Annotated in this window: 34 protein-coding genes; 28 read left to right on the forward strand and 6 right to left on the reverse strand. The window is 55.3% G+C overall.

All coding sequences use genetic code 11. The annotated features are described in order from the left end of the window. Positions 1–81: 81 nt before the first annotated feature. From KUF54_RS12675 to KUF54_RS12760, 18 genes are all read left to right on the forward strand, one after another. Positions 82–1,254 (forward strand): D-alanyl-D-alanine carboxypeptidase family protein, encoded by a 1,173-nt coding sequence (locus KUF54_RS12675; protein ID WP_219343169.1) that lies wholly within the window; start codon positions 82–84, stop codon positions 1,252–1,254. A gap of 218 nt (positions 1,255–1,472) precedes the next feature. Next, positions 1,473–1,850: a 30S ribosomal protein S12 gene (gene rpsL, locus KUF54_RS12680; protein WP_012202325.1), complete on the forward strand. Its 378-nt coding sequence runs from the start codon at positions 1,473–1,475 to the stop codon at positions 1,848–1,850. A gap of 166 nt (positions 1,851–2,016) precedes the next feature. Then, positions 2,017–2,490, forward strand: coding sequence for a 30S ribosomal protein S7 (gene rpsG / locus KUF54_RS12685; RefSeq protein ID WP_219343170.1), 474 nt, complete (start codon positions 2,017–2,019; stop codon positions 2,488–2,490). A 147-nt stretch (positions 2,491–2,637) separates the two neighbouring features. After that, complete coding sequence (gene fusA / locus KUF54_RS12690) at positions 2,638–4,746, forward strand: elongation factor G (protein WP_219343171.1); 2,109 nt, start codon at positions 2,638–2,640, stop codon at positions 4,744–4,746. A gap of 177 nt (positions 4,747–4,923) precedes the next feature. Further along, the gene (gene tuf / locus KUF54_RS12695) at positions 4,924–6,114 is read left to right on the forward strand and encodes an elongation factor Tu (RefSeq protein WP_219343172.1); all 1,191 of its coding nucleotides are present in this window, start codon (positions 4,924–4,926) and stop codon (positions 6,112–6,114) included. A 24-nt stretch (positions 6,115–6,138) separates the two neighbouring features. Next, positions 6,139–6,450, forward strand: a complete 312-nt coding sequence (gene rpsJ, locus KUF54_RS12700; protein ID WP_003059431.1) for a 30S ribosomal protein S10 — start codon at positions 6,139–6,141, stop codon at positions 6,448–6,450. Positions 6,451–6,650: 200 nt separating this feature from the next. Further along, entirely contained in the window at positions 6,651–7,325 is a 675-nt protein-coding gene (gene rplC / locus KUF54_RS12705) for a 50S ribosomal protein L3 (RefSeq protein ID WP_219343173.1), read from the forward strand. Continuing rightward, on the forward strand, positions 7,325–7,948 hold the full coding sequence (gene rplD / locus KUF54_RS12710; RefSeq protein ID WP_219343174.1) for a 50S ribosomal protein L4: 624 nt from the start codon (positions 7,325–7,327) through the stop codon (positions 7,946–7,948). The genes rplC and rplD overlap by 1 nt, the downstream gene beginning before the upstream one ends. After that, on the forward strand, positions 7,945–8,259 hold the full coding sequence (gene rplW, locus KUF54_RS12715) for a 50S ribosomal protein L23 (RefSeq protein ID WP_219343175.1): 315 nt from the start codon (positions 7,945–7,947) through the stop codon (positions 8,257–8,259). The genes rplD and rplW overlap by 4 nt, the downstream gene beginning before the upstream one ends. Positions 8,260–8,261: 2 nt before the next feature. After that, on the forward strand, positions 8,262–9,086 hold the full coding sequence (rplB, locus tag KUF54_RS12720) for a 50S ribosomal protein L2 (protein ID WP_219343176.1): 825 nt from the start codon (positions 8,262–8,264) through the stop codon (positions 9,084–9,086). 10 nt (positions 9,087–9,096) lie between these two features. Then, positions 9,097–9,372, forward strand: coding sequence for a 30S ribosomal protein S19 (gene rpsS / locus KUF54_RS12725; protein WP_219343177.1), 276 nt, complete (start codon positions 9,097–9,099; stop codon positions 9,370–9,372). A gap of 10 nt (positions 9,373–9,382) precedes the next feature. Beyond that, positions 9,383–9,715 carry a 50S ribosomal protein L22 gene (gene rplV / locus KUF54_RS12730; RefSeq protein ID WP_099739883.1) on the forward strand — a complete coding sequence of 111 codons (333 nt, stop codon included), beginning with the start codon at positions 9,383–9,385 and terminating at the stop codon, positions 9,713–9,715. Between the two features lie 16 nt (positions 9,716–9,731). Beyond that, positions 9,732–10,604 (forward strand): 30S ribosomal protein S3, encoded by an 873-nt coding sequence (rpsC, locus tag KUF54_RS12735; RefSeq protein ID WP_099739884.1) that lies wholly within the window; start codon positions 9,732–9,734, stop codon positions 10,602–10,604. Positions 10,605–10,606: 2 nt separating this feature from the next. Further along, positions 10,607–11,023: a 50S ribosomal protein L16 gene (gene rplP, locus KUF54_RS12740; protein ID WP_219343178.1), complete on the forward strand. Its 417-nt coding sequence runs from the start codon at positions 10,607–10,609 to the stop codon at positions 11,021–11,023. Between the two features lie 10 nt (positions 11,024–11,033). Beyond that, positions 11,034–11,231, forward strand: coding sequence for a 50S ribosomal protein L29 (gene rpmC, locus KUF54_RS12745; protein ID WP_219343179.1), 198 nt, complete (start codon positions 11,034–11,036; stop codon positions 11,229–11,231). Positions 11,232–11,240: 9 nt separating this feature from the next. Further along, a complete protein-coding gene (gene rpsQ, locus KUF54_RS12750) occupies positions 11,241–11,510 on the forward strand; it encodes a 30S ribosomal protein S17 (protein ID WP_219343180.1) in 270 nt (89 codons plus the stop codon). 114 nt (positions 11,511–11,624) lie between these two features. Beyond that, a complete protein-coding gene (locus KUF54_RS12755) occupies positions 11,625–12,131 on the forward strand; it encodes a peroxiredoxin (protein WP_219343181.1) in 507 nt (168 codons plus the stop codon). Between the two features lie 9 nt (positions 12,132–12,140). After that, positions 12,141–13,010: a hypothetical protein gene (locus KUF54_RS12760; protein ID WP_219343182.1), complete on the forward strand. Its 870-nt coding sequence runs from the start codon at positions 12,141–12,143 to the stop codon at positions 13,008–13,010. 90 nt (positions 13,011–13,100) lie between these two features. Here the strand turns inward: KUF54_RS12760 and KUF54_RS12765 are convergent, their stop codons facing one another. After that, complete coding sequence (locus KUF54_RS12765; protein ID WP_219343183.1) at positions 13,101–13,598, reverse strand: GNAT family N-acetyltransferase; 498 nt, start codon at positions 13,596–13,598, stop codon at positions 13,101–13,103. 82 nt (positions 13,599–13,680) lie between these two features. Next, a complete protein-coding gene (locus tag KUF54_RS12770) occupies positions 13,681–14,385 on the reverse strand; it encodes a cytochrome b/b6 domain-containing protein (RefSeq protein ID WP_219343184.1) in 705 nt (234 codons plus the stop codon). A 148-nt stretch (positions 14,386–14,533) separates the two neighbouring features. Between KUF54_RS12770 and KUF54_RS12775 the strand changes: the two genes are divergently transcribed. Continuing rightward, positions 14,534–14,980: a cytochrome c gene (locus tag KUF54_RS12775; protein ID WP_219343185.1), complete on the forward strand. Its 447-nt coding sequence runs from the start codon at positions 14,534–14,536 to the stop codon at positions 14,978–14,980. Between the two features lie 152 nt (positions 14,981–15,132). Here the strand turns inward: KUF54_RS12775 and KUF54_RS12780 are convergent, their stop codons facing one another. Continuing rightward, positions 15,133–15,645, reverse strand: a complete 513-nt coding sequence (locus KUF54_RS12780) for a TlpA disulfide reductase family protein (protein WP_219343186.1) — start codon at positions 15,643–15,645, stop codon at positions 15,133–15,135. Positions 15,646–15,795: 150 nt separating this feature from the next. Here KUF54_RS12780 and KUF54_RS12785 point away from each other — a divergent pair, with 150 nt between their 5' ends. The 5 genes from KUF54_RS12785 (at position 15,796) to KUF54_RS12805 (ending at position 20,356) form a co-directional block, all read left to right on the forward strand. Further along, positions 15,796–16,380, forward strand: a complete 585-nt coding sequence (locus KUF54_RS12785; RefSeq protein WP_219343187.1) for a hypothetical protein — start codon at positions 15,796–15,798, stop codon at positions 16,378–16,380. A 96-nt stretch (positions 16,381–16,476) separates the two neighbouring features. Further along, a complete protein-coding gene (locus KUF54_RS12790) occupies positions 16,477–16,932 on the forward strand; it encodes a PTS sugar transporter subunit IIA (RefSeq protein ID WP_219343188.1) in 456 nt (151 codons plus the stop codon). Further along, the gene (locus tag KUF54_RS12795; RefSeq protein WP_219343189.1) at positions 16,901–17,170 is read left to right on the forward strand and encodes an HPr family phosphocarrier protein; all 270 of its coding nucleotides are present in this window, start codon (positions 16,901–16,903) and stop codon (positions 17,168–17,170) included. Before KUF54_RS12790 ends, KUF54_RS12795 begins: the two co-directional genes overlap by 32 nt. A gap of 184 nt (positions 17,171–17,354) precedes the next feature. Next, positions 17,355–19,103 carry a phosphoenolpyruvate--protein phosphotransferase gene (gene ptsP / locus KUF54_RS12800; protein ID WP_219343190.1) on the forward strand — a complete coding sequence of 583 codons (1,749 nt, stop codon included), beginning with the start codon at positions 17,355–17,357 and terminating at the stop codon, positions 19,101–19,103. 203 nt (positions 19,104–19,306) lie between these two features. After that, positions 19,307–20,356: a YwqG family protein gene (locus tag KUF54_RS12805; RefSeq protein WP_219343191.1), complete on the forward strand. Its 1,050-nt coding sequence runs from the start codon at positions 19,307–19,309 to the stop codon at positions 20,354–20,356. 431 nt (positions 20,357–20,787) lie between these two features. On the opposite strand, the gene lipA is transcribed toward KUF54_RS12805, so the two are convergent. From lipA to KUF54_RS12820, 3 genes are read right to left on the reverse strand one after another with little or no spacing between them, the layout of a single operon-like run. Further along, the gene (gene lipA, locus KUF54_RS12810; RefSeq protein WP_219343192.1) at positions 20,788–21,768 is read right to left on the reverse strand and encodes a lipoyl synthase; all 981 of its coding nucleotides are present in this window, start codon (positions 21,766–21,768) and stop codon (positions 20,788–20,790) included. A 10-nt stretch (positions 21,769–21,778) separates the two neighbouring features. Then, positions 21,779–22,471, reverse strand: a complete 693-nt coding sequence (lipB, locus tag KUF54_RS12815; protein ID WP_219346399.1) for a lipoyl(octanoyl) transferase LipB — start codon at positions 22,469–22,471, stop codon at positions 21,779–21,781. A gap of 41 nt (positions 22,472–22,512) precedes the next feature. Beyond that, on the reverse strand, positions 22,513–22,830 hold the full coding sequence (locus KUF54_RS12820) for a YbeD family protein (RefSeq protein ID WP_219343193.1): 318 nt from the start codon (positions 22,828–22,830) through the stop codon (positions 22,513–22,515). Between the two features lie 387 nt (positions 22,831–23,217). On the opposite strand from KUF54_RS12820, the gene KUF54_RS12825 reads away from it, so the two are divergent. Genes KUF54_RS12825 through KUF54_RS12840 form a run of 4 tightly spaced genes read left to right on the forward strand, consistent with a single transcriptional unit; the run spans position 23,218 to position 25,378 of the window. Then, complete coding sequence (locus KUF54_RS12825; protein WP_219346400.1) at positions 23,218–23,691, forward strand: ATP synthase subunit I; 474 nt, start codon at positions 23,218–23,220, stop codon at positions 23,689–23,691. A 14-nt stretch (positions 23,692–23,705) separates the two neighbouring features. Next, positions 23,706–24,569: a F0F1 ATP synthase subunit A gene (gene atpB, locus KUF54_RS12830; protein ID WP_219343194.1), complete on the forward strand. Its 864-nt coding sequence runs from the start codon at positions 23,706–23,708 to the stop codon at positions 24,567–24,569. A gap of 55 nt (positions 24,570–24,624) precedes the next feature. Continuing rightward, entirely contained in the window at positions 24,625–24,870 is a 246-nt protein-coding gene (atpE, locus tag KUF54_RS12835) for a F0F1 ATP synthase subunit C (protein WP_219343195.1), read from the forward strand. Between the two features lie 37 nt (positions 24,871–24,907). Further along, positions 24,908–25,378: a F0F1 ATP synthase subunit B gene (locus tag KUF54_RS12840; protein ID WP_219343196.1), complete on the forward strand. Its 471-nt coding sequence runs from the start codon at positions 24,908–24,910 to the stop codon at positions 25,376–25,378. Positions 25,379–25,381 lie beyond the last annotated feature (3 nt).

Below are 25,381 nucleotides of genomic sequence, written 5' to 3' on the forward strand. Positions count from 1 at the left end.
TATCCTTGGCTTGGGCCGTTTTTGGCGGTAAATCACCGCGCTTGTCTTTGCCCTGTCTTTGATTTAGCGAGAACTCTCTTAATGAAGCCTATTTATTCCACGCTGCGTGTTCTGGCTGTTGCTGCGGCAATCGCCCCTGTTTTTGCCATGGCTCAGGTGGTCGCCCCCGTTCCACCCGAAATTGCAGCCCGCAATTACCTGCTGGTGGACGTCACCGCGGGTCAGGTACTGGGTGCCAAGGATGTGGATGCCCTGATTGAGCAAGCATCGCTGACCAAGCTGATGTCTGCGTATGTGGTGTTTGAGGCCCTGCGCGCCAAAAAGATCGCGCTAGAGCAGCGTATGCCAGTGAGCGAGCGCGCGTGGAAGATGCCCGGCTCGCGCATGTTCATCGACCCCAAGATGCAGGTGCCTGTGAACGACCTGCTCAGCGGCATGATTGTGCAGTCCGGCAACGACGCGACGATGGCGCTGGCCGAGGCCGTTGGCGGCACGGCTGAGAACTTCGTCAAGATGATGAATGATCAGGCCAAGGTCTTGGGCATGAAGAACACCACATACAAAAACCCCGAAGGCTTGACCGAGCCGGGGCATTTGACGACAGCGAGTGATCTGGCCATCTTGGCTCAACGCCTGCTGCATGACTTCCCCGAGTACATGCACTACTACTCCACCAAGCAATACAGCTATCCCGGCACGCCAGCTTCCAACGGCAGCAACCGCAATGCTTTGCTGTTCCGCGATCCTACGGTGGATGGCCTCAAGACCGGTCACACCAATGCCGCAGGCTACTGCTTAGTGGCCACAGCCAAGCGTGACCTGCCTAATGTAGGCCAGCGCCGCCTGCTTTCCATCGTGCTGGGCACGAGCAGCGAAAAGGCCCGTGCCAACGAAAGCCAGAAGCTGCTGAACTGGGGCTACACCGCCTTTGATGCAGTCAAGCTGTTTGATGCAGATCAGCCTGTGGCAACCCCCGCGCTGTGGAAGGGCGCAGCGAACGTAGTCAAGATCGGCAAGGCCGATGGCGCCGTGGTGGTGACCGTGCCCTCGGGCACTGGCGGCAAGCTGACGACTGAAGTCGTGCGCCAAGATCCGCTGATCGCCCCCATTGCCAAGGGCCAGGTCATGGGCGTGCTCAAGGTCAAGTCGGGTGCTGATGTTGTGGCTGAAGTGCCCTTGGTCGCCTTGGAGGCGGTTGAGCAGGCCGGCTTCTTTGGCCGCCTGTGGGACACCATTCGCCTCTGGATCAAGTAAGTCTGCTCGCTGGCGCAGGCAGTCCTTCACTGCCTTGTCGCCGGTGGCAGGTGTTTGACGTACGCGGTTGAAATAAGTGTCGGCTTAGCGGGGCTATTGGCGCCCATCGGTTGCGCAATGATTTTCAAACTGCTACATTCTAGGGCTTTTCGGAATTTCCGAAGGGATTCACGTTTTCGCTTTTCACGAAGCAAATTCACGTTTAGGGACGTTTATTAATGCCAACCATTAACCAACTCGTGCGCCAGGGCCGCACGGTAGAAGTTGTTAAATCCAAGAGCCCTGCTATGGAAAACTGCCCCCAACGCCGTGGCGTGTGCACTCGCGTGTACACCACCACGCCAAAGAAGCCTAACTCGGCTTTGCGTAAGGTGGCTAAGGTTCGTTTGACCAACGGTTTCGAAGTTATTTCGTACATCGGCGGTGAAGGCCACAACCTGCAAGAGCACAGCGTTGTTCTGGTGCGTGGTGGTCGTGTAAAGGACTTGCCAGGTGTGCGTTACCACATCGTGCGCGGTTCGCTTGACCTGCAAGGCGTCAAGGATCGTAAGCAGTCTCGCTCCAAGTACGGCGCGAAGAAGCCTAAGGCTAAGTAATTAGTCCTGGTTTCTTGAAGACATATGGTGTTTGATTCGCCTGACTGGCGCGATCAAACGTAGTGGCCCCAAGCACAATTTTTGTGTGGGTCGAGTAAGTGAGAGTTTTGAATAGCTCTCGCGGTATCTGAAAAGATGCCAACTGAAGCAAAGATAGAGGTAAAAAATGCCACGTCGTCGCGAAGTCCCCAAACGTGAAATTCTGCCGGATCCAAAGTTCGGCAACGTAGAGCTGTCCAAATTCATGAACGTGATCATGGAAGGCGGCAAGAAGGCAGTTGCTGAGCGCATCATTTATGGCGCTCTGGAACTGATCGAGAAGAAGCACCCCGGTAAGGATCCTCTGGAAGCCTTCGTGGTTGCTATCAACAACGTCAAGCCTATGGTCGAAGTGAAGTCCCGCCGCGTTGGTGGTGCTAACTACCAAGTGCCTGTTGAAGTTCGTCCCGTCCGTCGTCTGGCTTTGGCCATGCGCTGGATCAAGGAAGCTTCCCGCAAGCGTGGCGAGAAGTCCATGGCTCAGCGTCTGGCTAACGAGTTGCTCGAAGCAACCGAAGGCCGTGGCGGCGCCATGAAGAAGCGTGATGAAGTTCACCGCATGGCCGAAGCCAACAAGGCTTTCAGCCACTTCCGCTTCTAAACGGAATCTCGCTCGAGATACAGGGCCGCATGCAAAAAAATTGCTGCGGCCTTGTGTCGATTTTGAGCGTCCCCATATAGAACTGCTGCTCCCAGCGTACAAGGCCGGGCAAGGCGGCACTCTCACAAGATCAAGCAAGGATCCATCATGGCTCGCAAGACCCCCATTGAGCGCTACCGTAACATCGGTATCTCGGCCCACATTGACGCTGGCAAGACCACCACGACAGAACGTATCCTGTTTTACACAGGCGTGACCCACAAGCTGGGCGAAGTGCACGACGGCGCTGCTACCACCGACTGGATGGAGCAAGAGCAAGAGCGTGGCATCACCATTACTTCCGCTGCAGTGACCTGCTTCTGGAAGGGTATGGATCTGTCGTACCCAGAACACCGCTTCAACATCATTGACACCCCCGGCCACGTTGACTTCACTATTGAAGTTGAGCGTTCCATGCGCGTGCTCGACGGTGCTTGCATGGTTTACTGCGCTGTGGGTGGCGTGCAGCCCCAGTCCGAAACTGTGTGGCGTCAAGCTAACAAGTACAAAGTGCCTCGTCTGGCCTTCGTGAACAAGATGGACCGTACTGGCGCCAACTTCTTCAAGGTCTATGACGGCATGAAGGCTCGCCTGAACGCGAACCCTGTGCCCGTGGTGATCCCAATCGGCGCTGAAGACAAGTTCGAAGGCGTGGTTGACTTGGTCAAAATGAAGGCCATCATCTGGGACGAAGCTTCCCAGGGCATGAAGTTTGACTACGCAGACATTCCTGCTGACTTGGTTGAAACCGCTAACAAGTGGCGTGAAAACCTGGTCGAAGCTGCTGCTGAAGCCAATGAAGAACTGATGAACAAGTACCTGGAAGAAGGTACTTTGACTGAAGAAGAAATCAAGGCCGGTATCCGCGCCCGTACGCTGGCTGTTGAAATCCAGCCAATGCTGTGCGGTACTGCGTTCAAGAACAAGGGTGTTCAGCGCATGCTGGACGCCGTGATCGACTATCTGCCAGCACCTGTGGATATCGACGACGTTACCGGTCTTGACCCCGATGACGAAGAAAAGAAGCTGTCGCGTAAGGCTGACGATGCTGAGAAGTTCTCGGCTCTGGCTTTCAAGCTGATGACCGATCCGTTCGTGGGTCAGCTGACCTTCGTGCGCGTGTACTCCGGCGTTTTGTCCAAGGGCGAAACCGTTCTGAACTCTGTCAAGGGTAAGAAAGAGCGTATCGGCCGTATCGTGCAAATGATGGCGAACGACCGCGTTGAAGTGGAAGAAATTCGCGCCGGCGACATCGCTGCTTGCGTGGGTTTGAAGGACGTGACCACCGGTGAAACACTGTGTGCTCTGGACGCTCCCATCATTCTGGAACGCATGGTCTTCCCCGAGCCTGTGATTGCACAGGCTGTGGAACCTAAGACCAAGACTGACCAGGAAAAGATGGGTATCGCCCTGTCGCGTTTGGCTGCTGAAGATCCATCGTTCCGCGTGCGTACTGACGAAGAATCGGGTCAGACCATCATCGCCGGTATGGGCGAGCTGCACCTGGAAATTATCGTTGACCGCATGAAGCGCGAATTCAACGTGGAAGCCAACGTGGGCAAGCCCCAAGTGGCCTACCGCGAAACAATTCGCCAAAAGGTTGTGGACATCGACGGCAAGTTCGTTCGTCAGTCCGGCGGTAAGGGTCAGTACGGCCACGTGGTGTTCACTGTTGAACCTCAAGAACCCGGTAAGGGCTTTGAGTTTGTGGACGCTATCAAGGGCGGTGTGGTTCCTCGCGAATACATCCCTGCGGTTGAGAAGGGTGTGATCGAAGCCCTGACTTCCGGCGTGCTGGCTGGCTACCCCGTTGTGGACGTGAAGGTCACTCTGACTTTCGGTTCGTACCACGATGTGGACTCGAACGAAATGGCGTTCAAGATGGCCGCTATCTTCGGTTTCAAGGAAGCTGCTCGCAAGGCATCTCCCGTCATCCTCGAGCCAATGATGGCTGTGGAAGTGGAAACACCAGAAGACTACGCCGGTACTGTGATGGGTGACTTGTCTTCCCGTCGTGGTCTGGTGCAGGGCATGGACGACATGGTTGGTGGCGGCAAGGCCATCAAGGCCGAAGTGCCTTTGTCGGAAATGTTCGGCTACGCCACGTCGCTGCGTTCCATGACTCAAGGTCGTGCCAGCTACACCATGGAGTTCAAGCACTACGCTGAAGCTCCTCGCAATGTGGCTGAAGCCATTGTTTCTGCCCGCGCCAAGTAATTGACGCAGGTTTGACGAATCCGTCATAATCTCGGGTTCTGATCGCGACAACTCCTTGTGGGTTGTCGCGATTTTGCCGGTCTGCGATCTCATGCCGCTCTGTCTCCTGTGCAGAGCGAATCAGCAATGGGGTGCAGACCTTAAACATCACACAGGTTTTTGCTCTTTGGAGAAATCATGGCAAAAGAAAAATTCGAACGCACAAAGCCCCACGTTAACGTTGGCACCATCGGTCACGTTGACCACGGCAAGACCACTCTGACGGCTGCTATCGCTACCGTTCTGTCGAAGAAGTTTGGCGGCGAAGCCAAGGCCTACGACCAGATCGATGCTGCTCCTGAAGAAAAGGCACGTGGTATTACCATCAATACCGCTCACGTTGAGTACGAAACGGCTAACCGCCACTACGCTCACGTTGACTGCCCAGGCCACGCTGACTATGTGAAGAACATGATCACTGGTGCTGCTCAGATGGACGGCGCTGTGCTGGTTTGCTCCGCTGCTGACGGCCCTATGCCCCAGACTCGCGAGCACATCCTGCTGTCGCGTCAAGTTGGCGTTCCTTACATCATCGTGTTCCTGAACAAGGCCGACATGGTGGACGACGAAGAACTGCTGGAACTGGTCGAAATGGAAGTGCGCGAGCTGCTGTCCAAGTACGACTTCCCCGGTGATGACACTCCTATCATCCGTGGCTCCGCCAAGCTGGCTCTGGAAGGCGACCAATCTGAAATTGGTGAACCCGCTATCCTGCGTCTGGCTGAAGCTCTGGACACATACATCCCCACTCCTGAACGTGCTATCGACGGCGCGTTCACGATGCCTGTGGAAGACGTGTTCTCGATCTCCGGTCGCGGCACTGTGGTGACTGGCCGTATCGAGCGCGGTATCATCAAGGTCGGCGAAGAAATCGAAATCGTCGGTATCACTGATACCGTCAAGACCATTTGCACCGGCGTGGAAATGTTCCGCAAGCTGCTGGACCAAGGTCAAGCTGGCGACAACGTTGGCCTGCTGCTGCGCGGCACTAAGCGTGAAGACGTCCAGCGCGGTCAAGTTCTGGCTAAGCCAGGCTCGATCAAGCCACACACACAGTTCACTTCCGAAGTGTATGTGTTGTCCAAGGACGAAGGCGGTCGCCACACTCCTTTCTTCAACAACTACCGCCCTCAGTTCTACTTCCGTACAACTGACGTGACCGGCTCCATCGAACTGCCAGAAGGCAAGGAAATGGTTATGCCTGGCGATAACGTGTCGATCACTGTGAAGCTGATCAACCCCATCGCTATGGAAGAAGGTCTGCGCTTCGCTATCCGCGAAGGTGGTCGTACTGTTGGCGCCGGTGTGGTTGCCAAGATCATTGCTTAATTCTTAGCAAACTAGGAATTATCAATGTCCAAGCAAAAAATCCGCATCCGCCTGAAGGCTTTCGATTACAAGTTGATCGACCAGTCCGCTGCCGAAATCGTTGACACTGCCAAGCGCACTGGTGCGATTGTCAAGGGTCCCGTGCCCCTGCCAACACGCATGAAGCGTTTCGACATTCTGCGTTCGCCTCACGTCAACAAGACCAGCCGTGATCAGTTCGAAATCCGTACGCACCAGCGTCTGATGGATATCGTTGATCCTACGGACAAGACTGTTGACGCTTTGATGAAGCTGGACCTGCCCGCAGGTGTAGACGTCGAAATCAAGCTGCAATAAGAGTTTTGAAAGCCTCGAAAGAGGCTTTTAAGGTCTTTCTTTAACGCGAACTTGCTTGCAAAAGCAGTTCGCGTTAAAATTTGGGGCTTCGCCTTTGATGCGAAGTTTTATTAACCTTCTTTTGTGTGCTAAGCCTTCTAGGTAGACGTGCAACGCTGAGCCAATTGCAGTTTCAGCGGCAAAAGTTTTGGAGCAAACAAATGAGTCTGAGCAACTCCCTGGGGTTGCTGGGTCGCAAGGTTGGCATGATGCGTCTGTTTACTGATGATGGGGACTCAGTGCCTGTCACAGTAGTGGACGTTTCTAACAACCGCGTTACCCAGATCAAAACCCAAGAGAACGATGGCTACGTGGCCCTGCAGGTTACGTTCGGTGCACGCAAGGCTTCTCGCGTGACCAAGCCAGCTGCTGGCCACCTCGCTAAGGCGGGCGTTGAAGCCGGTGAACTGACCCGCGAATTCCGTGTTACTGATGAAACCGCTGGCAAGTACGCCGCTGGTGCCGTTCTGCCTGTGGCCGAACTGTTCAGCGTTGGCCAGAAGGTGGACGTGCAAGGCACTTCCATCGGTAAGGGTTTCGCTGGCACGATCAAGCGTCACAACTTCTCGTCGCAGCGCGCATCGCACGGTAACAGCCGTTCGCACAATGTGCCTGGTTCGATCGGTATGGCACAAGACCCAGGTCGCGTGTTCCCCGGTAAGAAGATGACTGGTCACATGGGTGATGAAACCATCACTACTCAAAACCTCGATGTGGTTCGTATCGACGAAGCACGTCAACTGCTGTTGATCAAGGGTGCAATTCCCGGCGCTAAGGGTGGCTTTGTCTCCGTGCGTCCAGCGATCAAGGCTAAAGCTTCCAAAGGAGCGAACTAATGCAGCTCGAACTCCTGAATGAACAAGGCCAGGCTGCATCGAAGTTCGATGCTCCCGAAACTGTGTTCGGTCGTGAATTCAACGAAGATCTGGTCCACCAGCTGGTGACTGCCTACCGTGCCAACGCACGTCAAGGTACTCGCGCCCAGAAGGATCGTGAACAAGTTCGTCACTCCACAGCCAAGCCTTTTAAACAAAAGGGTACTGGCCGCGCACGTGCCGGTATGACCTCCTCGCCTCTGTGGCGTGGCGGTGGTCGCATCTTCCCAAATCTGCCTGAAGAAAACTTCGCGCAGAAGATCAACAAGAAGATGTACCGCGCTGGTATGACTTCCATCCTGTCTCAGCTGGCCCGCGAAGGTCGTCTGGCAGTTGTGGATTCGCTGACGCTGGATACCCCCAAGACCAAGGTTCTGGCCGACAAGTTCAAAGCTATGAACCTGTCTACGTCGGTAATGGTGATCGCCGAAGAAATCGACGAAAACCTGTACCTGGCATCCCGCAATCTGAAGAACGTGTTCGTGGTTGAGCCGCGCTATGCTGACCCCGTGTCGCTGGTGCACTACAAGAAAGTGCTCATCACCAAGGGTGCGATCGACAAACTCAAGGAGATGTTCGCATGAACACTACCAAGTTTGACGAAGGCCGTCTGATGCAAGTGCTGGTCGCTCCCATCGTGTCCGAAAAGGCCACCATGGTTGCTGAACAGTCCAATGCTGTGACGTTCAAGGTGCTGCAGAGCGCTACCAAGTTTGAAATCAAGGCCGCTGTGGAATTGATGTTCAAGGTTGAAGTGGCTGGCGTCTCCGTGGTGAACACCAAGGGCAAGACCAAGCGTTTTGGCAAGACCGTTGGCCGTCGCGACAATGTTCGCAAGGCTTACGTGATGTTGAAGCCCGGTCAAGAGCTGAACCTGTCTGGGGAGGCTGCGTAATCATGGCTGTTATTAAGCTCAAACCTACAACCCCCGGCCAACGCGGCGCGGTCAAGATTTCTCGCGACCACCTGCACAAGGGTGAGGGCTTTGCCCCTCTGCTGGAGCCTCAGTTCCAGAAGGCTGGTCGTAATAACAACGGTCACATTACAGTTCGCCATAAGGGCGGTGGTCACAAGCACCACTACCGCGTGGTTGACTTCAAGCGCACTAAGGACGGTATCCCCGCCAAGGTCGAGCGCATTGAATACGATCCAAACCGTACTGCTCACATCGCTTTGGTGTGCTACGCAGACGGCGAGCGTCGCTACGTCATTGCTCCTCGCAACCTGGAAGTGGGCGCTACGATTGTCAGCGGCTCCGACGCGCCTATCCGCGTTGGTAACACACTGCCAATCCGTAACATCCCCGTGGGCTCGACTATCCACTGCATCGAATTGAAAATCGGTGCCGGTGCTCAGATCGCTCGCTCGGCTGGTACCTCTGCCACTCTGCTGGCTCGCGAAGGCATCTACGCTCAAGTGCGTATGCGTTCGGGTGAAGTTCGCAAGGTGCACATTGAGTGCCGCGCCACTATCGGTGAAGTCGCCAACGAAGAACACAGCCTGCGCCGTTTGGGCAAGGCCGGTGTGAAGCGTTGGATGGGTATTCGTCCTACCGTCCGCGGTACGGTCATGAATCCTGTCGATCACCCGCACGGTGGTGGTGAAGGTAAGACCGGTGAAGGCCGTCACCCAGTTGACCCATGGGGCAACTTGACGAAGGGCTACCGTACCCGTAACAACAAGCGCACACAGACAATGATTGTCTCGCGTCGTAAAAAGTAAGGGGTAGCAAATGACACGTTCTCTCAAAAAGGGCCCATTTGTTGACCATCACTTGATGGCTAAGGTCGAAAAGGCCGTTGCTACCAAGGATAAGAAGCCAGTGAAGACTTGGTCGCGTCGCTCGATGGTTCTGCCCGATTTCATCGGCCTGACCATTGCTGTGCACAACGGCAAGCAACACGTGCCAGTCTATGTGACAGACCAAATGGTCGGCCACAAGCTGGGTGAATTCGCGCTGACTCGTACCTTCAAGGGTCACCCAGCGGACAAAAAAGCCAAGAAATAAGGAATAGAACATGTCTGAAACACGTGCTGTTCTCCGTGGCGTCCGCCTGTCTGTTGACAAGGGTCGCCTGGTCGCGGATCTAATCCGCGGCAAGAAGGTGGATCAAGCCTTGAACATTCTCCAGTTCACACAGAAAAAAGCTGCTGTGATCCTGAAGAAGGTTCTGGAATCCGCTATCGCTAACGCTGAGCACAATGACGGCGCTGACATCGACGATCTGAAGGTTACGACCATCTACGTCGAGCAAGGCACCACGCTCAAGCGTTTTACCGCTCGCGCCAAGGGCCGCGGCAACCGCATCAGCAAGCCTACCTGCCACATCTACGTGACAGTCGGTAACTGAGGCCTTAAGGAAGAATATGGGACAGAAAATCCATCCTACCGGCTTCCGTCTGGCGGTCAGCCGTAACTGGGCAAGCCGTTGGTACGCAAGCAACCGTGACTTCGCGGGCATGCTGGCTGAAGACATCAAGGTGCGTGAGTACCTGAAGGCTAAGCTGAAGAACGCTGCTGTTGCACGCGTTGTGATCGAGCGTCCTGCAAAGAGCGCCCGTATCACGATCTTCTCGGCTCGTCCTGGTGTTGTGATCGGTAAGAAGGGCGAAGACATTGAGGCCTTGAAGAAGGAACTCACTGCTCGTCTGGGCGTGCCAGTTGCTGTGAACATCGAAGAAGTGCGCAAGCCTGAAATCGATGCGAAGCTGATCGCTGATTCCATCTGCCAGCAGTTGGAAAAGCGCATCATGTTCCGCCGCGCCATGAAGCGTGCTATGCAGAACGCCATGCGTCTGGGTGCTCAAGGCATCAAGATCATGTCTTCCGGTCGTCTGAACGGTATCGAAATTGCTCGTACCGAGTGGTACCGTGAAGGCCGCGTGCCATTGCATACACTGCGTGCTGACATCGACTATGGTTTCTCTGAAGCCAAGACGACATACGGCATCATCGGTGTGAAGGTCTGGGTCTACAAGGGTGATACCTTGGGCCGTAACGACCTGCCCGCCGTTGAGACTCCTCGTCCTGACGACGAGCGTCGTCCACGTGGCCCTCGCCGCGATGGTCGCCGTGATAGCCGTGATGGCGCAGGCCGTGGTGGCCGTCGCCCCGCTGGCACCAATGCCGCTCCCGCTGACGGTAGCGACAAGCCTGCAGGCGCTGGTGCTGATTCCGTTAAGCGCGTTCGTAAGACTGACGCGCCCGCTGCAGCTGCAGCGGACGGTAAAGGAGAATAAAGATGCTGCAACCTGCTCGCCGCAAATATCGCAAGGAGCAAAAGGGTCGCAACACCGGTATTGCAACGCGCGGTAACGCCGTTGCTTTCGGTGACTTCGGCCTGAAGTCTACTGACCGTGGCCGCCTGACGGCCCGCCAGATCGAAGCCGCACGTCGTGCGATTTCCCGTCACGTTAAGCGTGGTGGTCGTATCTGGATCCGCGTGTTCCCGGACAAGCCAATCTCTACCAAGCCCGCAGAAGTGCGTATGGGTAACGGTAAGGGCAACCCCGAGTATTACGTGGCCGAAATTCAGCCCGGTAAGGTGATCTACGAAATCGTAGGCGTGCCTGAAGAGCTGGCCCGTGAAGCGTTCCGCTTGGCTGCTGCAAAGCTGCCACTGCGCACGACCTTCGTGTCCCGTCACATTGGTGCTTAAGGAGATCAACATGACTAAATCTGCTGAACTCCGCCAAAAAGACGTGGCTGGTCTGGAAGCTGAAGTGAAGTCCTTGCAAAAGGCTCATTTCGGTTTGCGCATGCAAAAAGCCACGCAACAACTGGGCAATACGTCGACTATCAAGGCTACTCGCCGCGATATCGCTCGTGCCAAGACCATTCTTGCTGAAAAGCAAGCCGCCAAGTAAGGAGCCGACATGACGGAAGCTAAAACATCCCTCAAGCGCACCTTGATTGGCAAGGTCGTTAGCGACAAGCGCACTAAGACTGTGACCGTTCTGGTTGAACGCCGCGTCAAGCACCCTATCTACGACAAGATCATGATCAAGTCGAGCAAGTACCACGCTCATGACGAGCAAGGTGAGTACAAGACGGGTGACGTGGTTGAAATCACCGAGAGCCGTCCTCTCTCCAAGACCAAGAACTGGGTTGCTACCCGTTTGGTTCAAAAGGCTGGTCTGGTTTAAGCTTTAACTGGCTTTCCCGGCTGCATAGCCCTTAAAAACGACCCACAATAGTGGGTCGTTTTTTTATTTGGGCCGCTGTATGTGCGGCCATGCTTTGCAACTAAGGAGATAGTCATGATTAAAGTTGGTGATGCCCTGCCCGCAGTGACCTTGATGGAATACGTGGAAGTCGAAGGCAATGGTTGCAGCCTTGGCCCCAATCCCGTAAAGCTGCCTGAAGCACTGGCCGGGAAAACGATTGCTCTATTCGCTGTGCCCGGCGCTTTTACGCCCACATGCTCCGAAAAGCACCTGCCTGGCTATATCGCCCAAGCACAAGAGTTCAAGGCTGCAGGCGTTGATGAAATCTGGTGTTTGTCTGTCAATGACGCTTTTGTCATGGGCGCTTGGGGACGTGATCAGAAGGCTGGTGACAAGGTACGCATGATCGCCGACGGCGATGCTGCTTTTGCCAAGGCGACAGGCCTGACTCTGGACCTCAACGGCAAGGGCCTGGGTTTGCGTGCTAACCGCTTCTCCATGCTGGTCAAGGATGGCAAGGTCGCCACGCTGAATGTGGAAGGCCCCGGCAAGTTTGAAGTCAGCGACGCTGGCACGATGCTGGCTCAAGCCAAGGCCTGATAAGCGCCTATGCTGGATATCTCAGCCCTTAAGGATATGCATCCCGTCGTGGTGACACCCAGTCACGACGGCAAGTATTTCCATAACTATGTGATTTCCTTGATGAACATTTCCAGCGCCGCGCGAGAGTGTGGAATGCCGCTGGATGTTTATCTGCATCGTGGTGAGAGTCTAATCACCCGAGCTCGAAACAACTGCGTGGCCGATTTTCTGGCTAATCCGAATTGGACACACCTTTTCTGGATTGACTCTGATATTGGTTTTTCTGCGCAGGCTGCATTGCGCTTGCTTTTGAGTAACTACGACGTAGCTGCTGGTGTGTATCCGCTCAAACGCGATCGTTGGCCGGCTGAGATGGGTGCTGCCACTGAGGGGCTGAGTGCCGAAGAAATTTTGGTGCGACATGCGCATTACACGGTCAACACCAGTGCGAATGACGATGGTTGTATCAACATGGATGTGTTGCCTGATGGCTTTTTGAAGCTAGAGGAAGCGCCAACAGGCTTTATGGTCATCAAACGCAATGTGTTTGAACGAATGATCAAGCACTACCCTGAGTTGCAGTACATGCCAGACAGCGTTGGTGTTGAGGACAAGGGCCTGCACTACCGTTTCTTTGATGTGATGGTGGACCCGGTAACGCGCCGCTATCTTTCTGAGGACTATGGTTTTTGTCGTCTTTGGAGCGGCATGGGGGAGCACATCTATGTCGACGCCAACTCTAATCTCTCGCATCAAGGCTCTAAACTCTACAAAGGTAGCTTTGCCGATAGCTTGACCCATGCACTTTCCTATGCCGTCAATGGAACGAAAGGGGCGAGGATGGAGCTGCAAGGCTTGCAGTATCTGCAGCCTAACCAGGCTGGCCCAGCGGCTTAAGCACAGTCTTCACAAGGGCTGAGCCTATACAAGGCATCCGAATGCAAATTCGGATGCCTTTTTTGTTCAAGCGTCTGTTTGCGAGAACGGTTACAGCAAAGATGCTTTGAGGTAATGAGTCCCTGAAAACGGGCTGTGGTAGTAGGGCGGGATAGATTCAAAACCCAAGTCTTCATAAAGAGATCGGGCCGCTTCCATATCATCCAGTGTGTCGAGCAGCACATGGTCGTAGCCGGCTTGGCGGGCGGTATCGAGCGCGGCCTCTACGAGCTGGCGACCCAGTCCAAGGCCGCGAAAAGCTTTGCGCACATACAAACGCTTCATTTCAGCTGCGTTGGGGTAGTCACAATCATCCCAATTGTCGAAGGGGCGTAAGGCGCAGCAGCCAGTAATAACTCCGTCCACCTGGGTTAGCAAAATCTGTCCACGAGGCTGGGCATATACGCCGGGAAGCCCGGCGAGTTCGGCTTCAAACTCTTGAGTTTGCAGATCAATGCTCAGGCTGTCCGCATATTCTTGGAAGATTTCACGCACGAGGTGCATGTCTTCCTTTGTGGGAATCAGCAAGTCCACGACAGTCTTGTCCACGGCCACTTAGCAGTAATGAAGGAAGAATCAGTGTAGCGGTAAGCGCGCAGCATGGCTTAAGTGGGAGTGGTTGTGTAAGCCCTCAGAAAGCCGCGCTATGCCCCAATTGATAAATCCACCAAGATGCGCCGCTGGCGATGACTGCCAACACGGCAGCCAGCAGTCTGGTACCAGCACTGTCGTGTGCAGGCGTGGCGGGCTCATTTAACAGCTTGTCTCCTGTCACCATGGCGGGCACTAATTTGTGTCCCTTGAAACTGTAGCCAATGACGGCCAGCAAGTGCAGGGCGATCAAGCCATAAATCAGATATTGCCCCCAGTGGGCGTGGTAGTTGGTGGCTTGAGAGATAAGCTCGCCAGAGACAAAGCGGGTTAAAGGCCCACTGAAGGCAATTTCATCATCACTCATTAGTCCGCTTGCGATCTGTGCTATCAAAACCATGAGCATGGCAATGACGGAAAGTGCTCCAAGCGGGTTGTGTCCGGCTCGGTCTTGGGTAGTGGATTCGCCGCGCACATAGCGTTTCAATGCCACTGGCGATGGAATAAAACTGCCAAAGCGCGACCAGTATCCGCCGACCAAGCCCCAGAGAAGTCGAAAGATCAGCAAGGCCAGCACGACCTGCCCCAAGATCAAATGCCAGTTCATCGCATTACCGCCTAGCTTGGCGGTGACCACGAGCGCCACAATGCATACAGCGAGAAGCCAGTGAAAAAGTCGGGTAGGCAGGTCCCAGATGCGAACTTTAAAGCGGGTGGCTGGGGCAGGTGTCGCGGCTTGTGTCATGGCATTACTCCTAGCGGGCGGTTACAAGCATTGTGCATTGGCGGGCTGCAAACCCAACCTATGACGCAAGGTGCATTTCTATCCTCGTCTGCCATACTGCTCAGGCCGCCTTCTGCGGCATGTTGTTGATCCAAGAAAGGAAACCCCGATGAAAGCTTTCTCTACCCTGGTTCTGGCGGTGGTGCTTGCCAGCGCGGCCTTACCTGCCTCGGCGCAATTTGCCAAATCCGAAGACGCCATCAAGTACCGCCAAAGCGCGTTGAGCGTATTAGGCACACACTTCAGCCGATTGGGTGCCATGGCCAATGGCAGAGCCCCTTTTGATGCCAAGAGTGCGCAGGAAAGTGCTGAAGTGGTGGCCTTTATGTCCAAGCTACCGTGGGCGGGCTTTGCTGCGGGTACTGAAGGCGGCAAGGCTAAGCCTGAAGTGTGGAAAGAGCAGGCCAAATTTCACGATTTGAGCGGCAAGATGGAGGCCGAAGTCGCCAAGCTCAACGCCGCAGCCAAAACCGGTAATCTGGATAACCTCAAGACTGCCTTTGGCCCGGCAGCGAATAGCTGCAAAAGCTGCCACGACAGCTTCCGCAACAAGTAATTGCTGTCCTTATATTGAACAGTCAAAAAAACCGGCATTGCCGGTTTTTTTGTGAGCTTCTTGTGTTTGTATATAGATGAGATTTCAGAGCAATTTCACTCTGAGATCAAAAAGGTATAAGCACAAGTAGCTATGTTTTTGGAAGTCGAGACTCAGACGCTGGCAGGCTCGGCCAGTAGCTTTTCAATCAGCTTGTGCAGCTCCACAAAATTCGGTGCACCGATATAGCTCTTCACAATCTCGCCGCGCTTGTTGACGATGAAGGTCGACGGGGTCAGCTTCACATCGCCCCAAGCCTTTGCCACGCTACCGGTGTTATCCAAAGCGACGCTAAAGGGTAGCTTGCGCGATTGAGCAAAGTTCACCACATAGCTGGGCGGGTCGTAGCTCATGGCGACGGCCATTGTGTCAAAACCCTTGGCTTGGTACTTTTGGTGGGTGCTGATGAGTTCTGGCATCTCAGCGACGCAACTCGTGCAGCTGGTCGCCCAGAAGTTAACCAGCGTTACCTTGCCTTTAAAGTCATTTGTGGTTTTTTGACTGCCGTCTAGCAACACAAAGGTTGATTGAGGGGCTGTTGTTTGCCCAGTGTTTGAATAAATCAAAGCACCGACGCCAATAACGGTGGCGACCACAACGCCTGCGATCCAATGTTTGCTTGCCATAGTGATTGATTGTGCACAAAACATCAGCAGCTTGCTGATCTGGTTATTGGAGCTTTAAGTGCCGCAAAAGTTCAGGTTTGGGCCTGAATCCACGGGTCTTCCCTATCCATGCGTGATAAGTCAGCACGTAACGGCTGCTGATAATGAGCCATGAAGAAAACAGGACTCAACGTTGCTGCAGCGCTTGCCATGTGTGGGCTGCTGCTGCCTGCCTGTAGTCCTGCGCTGAACTGGCGCACGGTGCAATTGAAAGATGCTCCGCTACAGGTGATGCTGCCTTGTGATCCACAGGCGGCCAGTCGCCCGGTGGATTTGGGCATGGGTCAGGTACAGATGTCCGTTTTGGGTTGCGAGGCACAAGGCGCGACCTATGCCGTTTCGAATTTTTCGGTTGCTGAGCCAGCTGCCGCGGCGCAGACATTAGCGAATTGGCAGAAGGTGGTGCTTGCACAGCTTAGGTCTAACGAGGGTGCAGGCAATGAAACCGGTACAGCCAAAAAGCTCAATGCTAAGGATGATGGGCTTTGGGTGCCTAAAGGTGCGTTGAATCTTCCGCAGTCTGTACGCGTAACGTTTGAGGGCGTTAGTCCCAAGGACCAGAAAATCGTAGCCCATAGCGTATGGTTTGCGCGACTTGAAGGCGCCAGTGCACGCGTTTACCACGCTGTGATTTATGGCGATAAGGCCCAGCCTGTGGCGGCTGAAATGTTTTTTTCAGGCTTGCTGTTGCAATAAAGGTGTACTCCAATCATGACTTTGTGCTTCAGCGGCCTCATTAGCTTGGATTGCGATGCCAACGCGCCATAATTTACTCTTAAGAACTGTAATTACATGACTGCGCGCATCCTCTTGCTCACCCACGCCCCACTGGCTGCGGCATTGCGCGAATGCGCTTTGCATGTGTTTGCCGATAGCGCGCACGACTTGCTGGCTCTGGATGTGCCGGCGACAGAGGCGCCCGAAGCCACGCTGGAGCGCGCTCTGGCCATGCTGGTAGCCCACGGCGGGCTGGAGGCGCCCACACTGGTGCTAACCGACTTGTTTGGGGCCACGCCCTGCAACGTTGCCCAGCGCCTGACGGGACTGTTGCAGGCAAGGCTGGTGGCGGGGGTGAACTTGCCCATGCTTTTGCGCTCCATCAGCTATCGGCATGAACCACTGGACGCTTTGGTTGCCCGCGCCATGGTGGGCGGTAGTCAAGGGGTGATGCAAGTCGCCAGTAGTTCAAGACAAAATCAAAGCGCACGAACTTCAAATGATCAAGACCAAAATAACCATCAGCAATAAATTAGGCCTGCATGCCCGCGCATCGGCCAAGCTCACCAAGCTCGCAGGCAGCTACCCCTGCGAGGTTTGGCTGACCAAGGGGGAGCGCCGCATCAATGCCAAAAGCATCATGGGCGTGATGATGTTGGCTGCCGGCATTGGCTCCGAGGTAGAGATGGAAACCGACGGCGAGCAAGAGCAAGAGGCGATGGATGCGCTGATTGCCTTGATTAACGACAAATTTGGCGAAGGTCAGTAAACGCTGACGCGAGCAGTGCTGGCGGCTCGGCGTTAAGATATTTTGATAGCGGACGGTGACGTGTACGCTTGATATTTAGGCTGTTTTCGTGCTGTATTGCAACAAAATCGGCCGCTATACGCTGCAGAAATAAGAGCAAAAAGTCAGCAAAAGCAATCGCAAAATTCGCGAAAGGGCATTCGCTATGACATTTTCCATCCACGGTTTGGCTGTTTCCCGAGGTATTGCCATTGGGCGCGCGGTCGTTGTGGCCTCCAGTCGTATGGACGTGGTGCACTACTTCATTCGTCCCGATCAGGTGGAGGCGGAAATCCTGCGTGCCCGCGTAGCACGCGATGCGGTGATTGATGAACTGCGCCGCTTGCAGGAAGAAATACCGAAAGATGCTCCGGGCGAGTTAGATGCGCTGCTGGAAGTGCATTTAATGCTGCTGCAGGACCATGCGCTGGCCGAGGCCATTCGCCACTGGATCACGGACCGCCTCTACAACGCCGAATGGGCGCTGACCACGCAGCTTGAAATCATCTCGCGCCAGTTCGATGAAATGGACGACGAGTATCTGCGCGAGCGCAAGGCCGATCTGGAGCAGGTAGTCGAGCGAATTCTGCGTCACATGAAGGGCGCGGCAAGCCCCATACCGCAGCTGATTGCCCCGCAAAGTGGGCAGCAGTTGCCGCTGGATGCCGCAGTGGAAACCCCGCTGGTGCTGGTGGCGCAAGACCTGTCGCCAGCAGACATGCTGCAGTTCAAGAGGAAGGTGTTTGTAGGCTTCATTACCGCTGTGGGCGGTAAGACCAGCCACACCGCGATTGTGGCGCGCAGCATGGATATTCCTGCTGTGGTCGGTGCGCGTGCGGCCAGTCAGCTGATTCGCCAAGACGACTGGGTCATCATCGATGGCAATGAGGGTGTGGTCATCGTGGACCCCACGCCCATCATTTTGGAGGAGTACAGCTTTCGCCAGCGTCAAAATGAGCTCGAGCGTGAGCGCTTGGCAAGACTACGCTACACGCCAGCACTCACTATGGATGGGCAGCGTGTAGAGCTGCTGGCCAATATTGAGCAGCCCAGCGATGGTGCGGCGGCTGTGCGTGCTGGGGCGGTGGGCGTGGGGCTGTTTCGTACCGAATTTCTGTTCATGGGTCGCAGCGGCAACCTGCCCGGCGAAGACGAGCAATATCGCGCCTATTGCGAGGTAATTAGCAGCATGCAAGGCATGCCCATCACCATTCGCACGCTGGATGTGGGGGCCGACAAGCCGCTGGATAAGGCCCAGCCCAAGGACTATTACTTGAACCCCGCGTTGGGGCTGCGCGCCATTCGCTGGAGCCTTGCCGACCCAGTCATGTTCCGCACCCAGTTGCGTGCCATTTTGCGCGCTGCAGTACATGGCCCGGTGAAGTTGCTCTTTCCCATGTTGGCGCATAAAAGCGAGATTGAGCAAACCTTGGCCCAGTTGCGCCAAGCCCAAAGCGAGCTAGATGCGCGGGGTGTCCAATGGGGGCAAGTCAAGCTGGGCGCCATGATTGAGATACCGGCTGCTGCGCTGATGGTGCGCAGCTTCTTAAAGTATTTCGACTTCCTGTCCATCGGGACCAATGACTTGATCCAGTACACGCTGGCAATTGACCGTGCTGATGAAGCCGTCGCCCATCTCTACGACCCCATGCACCCTGCCGTGCTACGGCTGGTGGCCGAGGTGATCGCGGCTGCCAACGTTGCAGGCAAAGAGGTGTGTGTATGCGGTGAAATGGCTGGTGACCTGAGCATGACCCGGCTGCTGCTGGGCTTGGGTCTGCGCAGCTTTTCCATGCACCCCGCGCAGATTCTGGCGGTCAAGCAAGAAGTGCTGCGGGCTGATGCCTGCAAGTTGGCCCCTTGGGCGCAGGATGTGATGGACAGCGAGTCTCCGGCATCGATGCTGGAGCATTGAGGTCTTCGCGGGGCGAGTTGTCGCATCGGTGGGAATTCCCCAGACGGTATGGGTGACCGCAGATATCTTGCTGCGTGAAGACTTGGGCCTGTGCTTATGGGGCCGGGCTCGATGGTTACGGCGGTGTTACTTGGCAGAGCATGCGCAAGCCACGGCAGCACTTTATGCTGTGGGCTTCTCAAGGCAGCTAAGGACACACCGTAGTGAACTACTCCCAAAAGCAAGAAATCGCGCAGGCCATTGATGAAGTCTTAGAGGACGCCGAGATAGCGCAGCAACTGGCAGCACAGGCACGTCCCGCAGTATGGCTGCAGACACATCAGGTCGATGACGAGGCGAGCATTGCACTGGGCCTCACCAAGCTGGGCGGTCGCCCAGATTTGCCGGCTGCGCTGGCATGGCCACAGCGGGTGCGCTACCCAGATCATCACCAGCGTGTGAAGTCACACAAAGAAGACAGTGCGGCGCCTGATAGCCGGTGGCGCTGGGCCAAGCCAGAGCAGGCGCAGGCCATTCGAGAAGAAGCTTTACAGCATATTGAGCGACTGGAAAATCCATTTCCTCTGAACTTCTTGGCGCAGATCAATTTCGCACAGCTGCGTGCGGCAGGCCCGGTGGATGAGGACTTCCCGCAAGAGGGGGTGCTCAGTGTCTTTTTTGATCTGGTGGAGCAGCCCTGGGGCTACGACCCGGCCGATGCCTGTGCAGTGGCGGTGCTGTTCCATGAGGATGCAGCAATGCTGGAGCGGCGTGACCTGCCCCCGATATTGCAAGGTCTGCCTGAGCAATGGCAGACGCCCGCACTGGCTTGCGAGCTGCACGCCTGTTGCACCCCCTTGCCCATGGAGTCTGCGCAGTGGGAGTCTTTGAACCTAGACCTGTCGGATGCGCAGAATGACGCCTTTGTCGACTGGTGGCTGGACGAGGCTGAAAACGGAGCCAGCACGGATGGCGAGGACGCCGGCTGCCACCGTGTAGGGGGCTGGCCCACGCCTGTGCAAAGTGATATGCAGACGCAATGTGCGCTGGTGGCCGCAGGCCATTACTGCGGTAATGCACAGACTTACAGCGACCCTGCCTTGCAGAGCGTGCGGGATACGGCCACGGACTGGTTGCTGCTGCTGCAAATCGGCAGCGATGAAAAAGGTGGCCTCAACTGGGGTGATGACGGCCAGTTTTACTTGTGGATACGACGTGACGATCTGCGCGAGCGCCGCTTTGAGCGAGCCAGGATGGTGCTGCAATGCCACTAATAGCGAGCCCTGTCTAGGGCGCAAAGAAATCTGCGCTTTTTTGCAAATTACTTGAGATTGATTCTCATTTGATGTTAATATTCATTCCAGCTTGTAGCGCAGAACTCTGGTGGGGCTCGCGCGCTACATAGCTCAGTTTCATCGTGGGGCGACTTGTCGGGCTTGTTCAGCCCACAGTCGTTTTTGCCAGCCAGCGGTTTGCCGGTTAGCCAGGCATTTTTTTCGATGAAATCTGATGAAATGCTGCGAAAAACGTAGCTAATGGTCCAATCAATTCATTGTTTTAAGAATTAATTGGCTCTGATATCTGGCATCTAAGCTGACTCTAAGCTCCTTTTTTAGGAGCTTTATTTTTGCCTGTTCGTTGAATATGCAGTCTGTCGCGAGCATGAAAAAAGCAGCCGAAGCTGCTTTTGTGGGGCGTTTCGCGTTTACACGCCAGCGGCATGCGCCTGCTGATCGGCGTGATAGCTCGATCGCACCATGGCGCCCACGGCGGCGTGGGTGAAGCCCATTTTGTAGGCTTCTTCTTCAAACATCTTGAAAGTGTCGGGGTGTACATAGCGGCGCACGGGCAGGTGGCTGCTGGTGGGGGCGAGGTACTGGCCAATGGTCAGCATATCGATGTTGTGCGCACGCATATCGCGCATCACTTGCAGGATTTCCTCATCCGTCTCGCCCAAGCCGACCATGATGCCGCTCTTGGTCGGCACATTTGGGTGCAGTTCCTTGAACTTCTTGAGCAGGTTCAGCGAGAACTGATAGTCGGAGCCGGGGCGCGCTTCCTTGTACAGGCGCGGCGCGGTTTCAAGGTTGTGGTTCATCACATCGGGCGGGGCCGATTTGAGGATCTCTAGAGCACGGTCAGCGCGGCCGCGGAAGTCGGGCACCAGAATTTCGATCTGAGTCTCGGGCGACAACTCACGAATGTTCTTGATGCATTCCACAAAATGGCCAGAGCCACCGTCGCGTAGGTCATCGCGATCTACGCTGGTGATAACGACGTATTTCAGGCGAAGCTGGGCAATGGTTTTGGCCAAGTTCAGCGGCTCGTCCACATCCAGCGGGTCGGGGCGTCCATGGCCCACATCGCAAAAAGGGCAGCGGCGCGTGCACTTGTCACCCATGATCATGAAGGTGGCCGTGCCCTTGCCAAAGCATTCGCCGATATTGGGGCAGCTGGCTTCTTCGCAGACGGTGTGCAAGTTGTTCTTGCGCAGAATGTCCTTGATTTCGTAAAAGCGCGTGGTGGGGCTGCCTGCCTTGACGCGAATCCACTCGGGCTTTTTGAGCACTTCAGCGTGCTCAACCTTCACGGGGATGCGCGAGAGCTTGGCGGCTGCTTTTTGCTTGGCCAGCGGGTTGTAATCCGCTTGAGATTGCGCTTCGCGCACGACTTCATTGGTGCTCATGATCTTGCCTTCAGGGAGTAAGACGCGCCTTTAGCTGGCGGCCCAGTACGGATGCGGCCTCGTCCCAAGTTGTCTGTACGCCGATTGTAGAAAGGTCTACGGTCTTCAGACCCGCATATCCGCAAGGGTTGATGCGTTCGTAGGGCTCTAAGTCCATGTTCACGTTCAGTGCGAGACCGTGATACGTGCTGTGGCGGCTGACTTTGATGCCTAAAGCCGCAATTTTGCCCAAGCCGTCGAAATGCGGCTCAGGCGCCGGACTGCCCGGCTCGCGGTGCTGCGGGCGTTGCTCCAGCATGGCGTGGCTGCGTGGGTCTGCAAGGCGCACATAAATGCCCGGCGCTCCGGCAACGCGGTGACCGGTCACGCCAAAGTGATCCAGCGTGCGGATCACGGCGTCTTCAAGCCGGTACACATATTCTTTGACGAAGTAGCCCATGCGCTGCAAATCCAGCAGCGGGTAGGCGACCACTTGTCCGGGGCCGTGATACGTTACCTGCCCACCGCGATTGGTGGCGACAACGGGGATATCACCGGCAAGCAAAACATGCTCAGCTTTGCCTGCAAGTCCTTGTGTAAATTGAGGTGAGTGCTCACAAATCCATAGCTCATCGCGCGTATCCGCATTGCGAGTCCGCGTGAACTCCTGCATGGCCATAACGCAGGCCTCATAACCGGTGCGGCCCAGAAGGCGCAGGTCCATGGGCTCGGGCGGCAGCAATGCAGAAACGGTTTGGCTTTCGCTCACAGAACGAATTTCACCAGCGGGTGCTTGGTCAGTGCGAGGTAGGTGTTGTCCAGCTGCTCGCGGCTGGTGGCCGTGATGGTGACGGTGACACCCAGATAGTTGCCGCCAGAGCTGGGACGCAGCTCGATGGTGGAGGCATCAAAGTCGGGGTCGAACTGCTTGGCGATCTCGGTAATTTCATGCACCAGATGCTCGTTTTTCACGCCCATGACCTTGATGGGGAACAGGCTTGGGTACTCAATCAGCGAATCCTTGCGCGGGTCTTCTTGATGGCCGTTCTCGTTGGCGGCAGAGGTGTTTGGGGTGTCGCTCATGAGCAATCCTTGGGCTGGGATGAGAAAAGCCGTTCAACACGGCCAATTAATACGAAAGATTGTGCGCCAGCCCTAACAGCTTGGCGTAAGTGGGCCTAATAGCGGCATGCAATGGCTGGGGCGCTGAATGTCATAGAAACGTAAAGTCCCCAGCTAGCAGCCGACAATTCAGGTCAATCAGGTATTACGACTCAGGCACACTCGCGCCGCGACACAAGTCGTGTTGCAAGATGTTGTTTGATAACGACAAACCATCTATTTTGAAAAAGACCTTGTGCACATGACGGTATCAACCCTTACGCGGTAGCGGGGTTTTTACTTATAATCATTGGCTGTGTAAAAAGTCTTCTGTCTGAGTCTTGGTTGGTCGGCGGTGTGAAAGAAAACATGACGAACAAGCCCACTGATTTCGATGATGAGGACGAAGTTGACGATTTCAAGCCTTTGACGGCCCAAGAAGCTTCGGTTTGGCGCTCGCGCTTTCCACAGGTTTCTGTTTGGCGCATTGTTCAGGGCCAAGCGATAGCGGCGGTTGTTGTGACTTTGTTGGCCTGGTTGCTGACAGGGCGCGCAGCGGTAGGTTGGTCGGCCGGCTACGGAGCTTTGTCGATCTTGCTGCCGACAGCGATGTTTGCAAGAGCTTTGGCTAAGCAGCAGTCGGACAGCTCCGGCGCTGCGATGGCAAGAATTTTTGGTTGGGAGCTGGTGAAGCTGGTGCTCTGCATTGCGATGCTGGTAGCTGCACCGAAACTGGTTCCAAACCTCAGCTGGCTAGCATTGCTAGTCGGCTTGGTAGTGGTAATGAAAACGTATTGGATTGCATTTTTGGTGCGATCCAGTGTCCGAAAAATTAAAGCCTAAGAAGAGAGTTGACGATGGCCGCTGATGCGCACGCCCCAACTGCAAGTGAATACATCGTTCACCACTTGCAACACCTGCAGAACATCAAGCAGACAGCAATTGTTGACTTCTCTGTCATCAACTACGACTCCATCGTAGTCGCTGCTCTTTGCGGTGCTATTGGCCTGTTTGTCTTGTGGCTTGGCGCTCGCAAGGCCACGGCTGGCGTTCCCGGTCGCTTCCAAGCGGCGGTTGAAATGCTGGTGGAAATGGTTGATACACAAGCCAAGGCAAATATCAAGAATGCTGAGTCGCGCAAATTCATCGCGCCTTTGGCTCTGACGGTTTTTGTCTGGATTTTCTTGATGAACGCCATGGACATGCTGCCCGTGGACTTGCTGCCCGTGTTGTGGCAAGTGTCGCAAGGTGACTCCCATGCTTACCTGCGTGTAGTGCCTACTGCTGACTTGTCCACCACATTGGGCTTGGCTTTGGCTGTGCTGCTGCTTTGCTTCTGGTACTCGGTGAAGATCAAGGGCGCTGGCGGCTGGGCTCACGAACTGGTTTCTGCACCGTTCGGCATGCCTAAGAACCCCATTTTTGCGGTGATCATGGGCGTGGTGAATTTCTCCATGCAGATGATTGAATATTTGGCCAAGACGGTTTCGCACGGTATGCGACTGTTTGGCAATATGTACGCGGGTGAACTCGTGTTCATGCTGATTGCGCTCATGGGTGGTGCTGCCGCCATGTCGCTGTCCGGAGTGTTGCTGCCAGTTGGTCACATCATTGCGGGCTCCCTCTGGGCGATTTTCCACATCCTGGTGATCACCTTGCAGGCTTTCATCTTCATGATGCTGACGCTGATTTATCTCGGCCAAGCACATGAGTCTCACTAAACCCTCTGGGTTACCTTTTTCACTTCAACCTTTACCCATTATTTAAGGAAACATCATGGAAAACATTAACGGCTTGGTCGCTCTGGCTTGTGCTTTTATCGTCGGTCTGGGCGCCATTGGTGCTTCCATCGGTATCGCTATCATGGGCGGTAAGTTCCTGGAATCTTCGGCTCGCCAGCCTGAGCTGATCAACGAACTGCAAACCAAGATGTTCATCTTGGCCGGTCTGATCGATGCTGCGTTCCTGATCGGCGTGGCTATCGCTCTGCTGTTCGCTTTCGCCAACCCCTTCGTCGCTTAATCGCTCGCCGTTCAACACTCAATAGAAAGGTGTTGCCGTGAGTATTAACGCGACCCTGTTCGTTCAGTGCATTGTTTTCCTGATCTTGGTGATCTTCACGATGAAATTCGTGTGGCCACCGATTGCGAAAGCTTTGGATGAGCGAGCCCAGAAAATCGCCGATGGCCTCGCTGCTGCCGACAAAGCCAAGACTGAATTGACCGCTGTTAACAAGCGTGTCGAGCAGGAACTGGCCCAAACGCGCAATGAAACGGCGTCGCGTCTTGCGGACGCTGAAAGCCGTGGCCAAGCCATCATCGACGAAGCCAAGGCCCGTGCGACTGCAGAAGGCAACAAGATTGTTGCTGCTGCTCGCGCCGAAGCCGAACAGCAAACCGTCGCCGCCCGTGAAGCCCTGCGTGAGCAAGTGGCTGTGCTGGCTGTGAAGGGTGCCGAGCAGATCCTGCAAAAGGAAGTCAATGCCGGTGTCCATGCTGATCTGCTGAACCGCCTCAAGACAGAGCTGTAAGGA

Origin of the sequence: Comamonas sp. Y33R10-2 (genome assembly GCF_019355935.1) — a bacterium.
Classification (GTDB): domain Bacteria; phylum Pseudomonadota; class Gammaproteobacteria; order Burkholderiales; family Burkholderiaceae_C; genus Comamonas.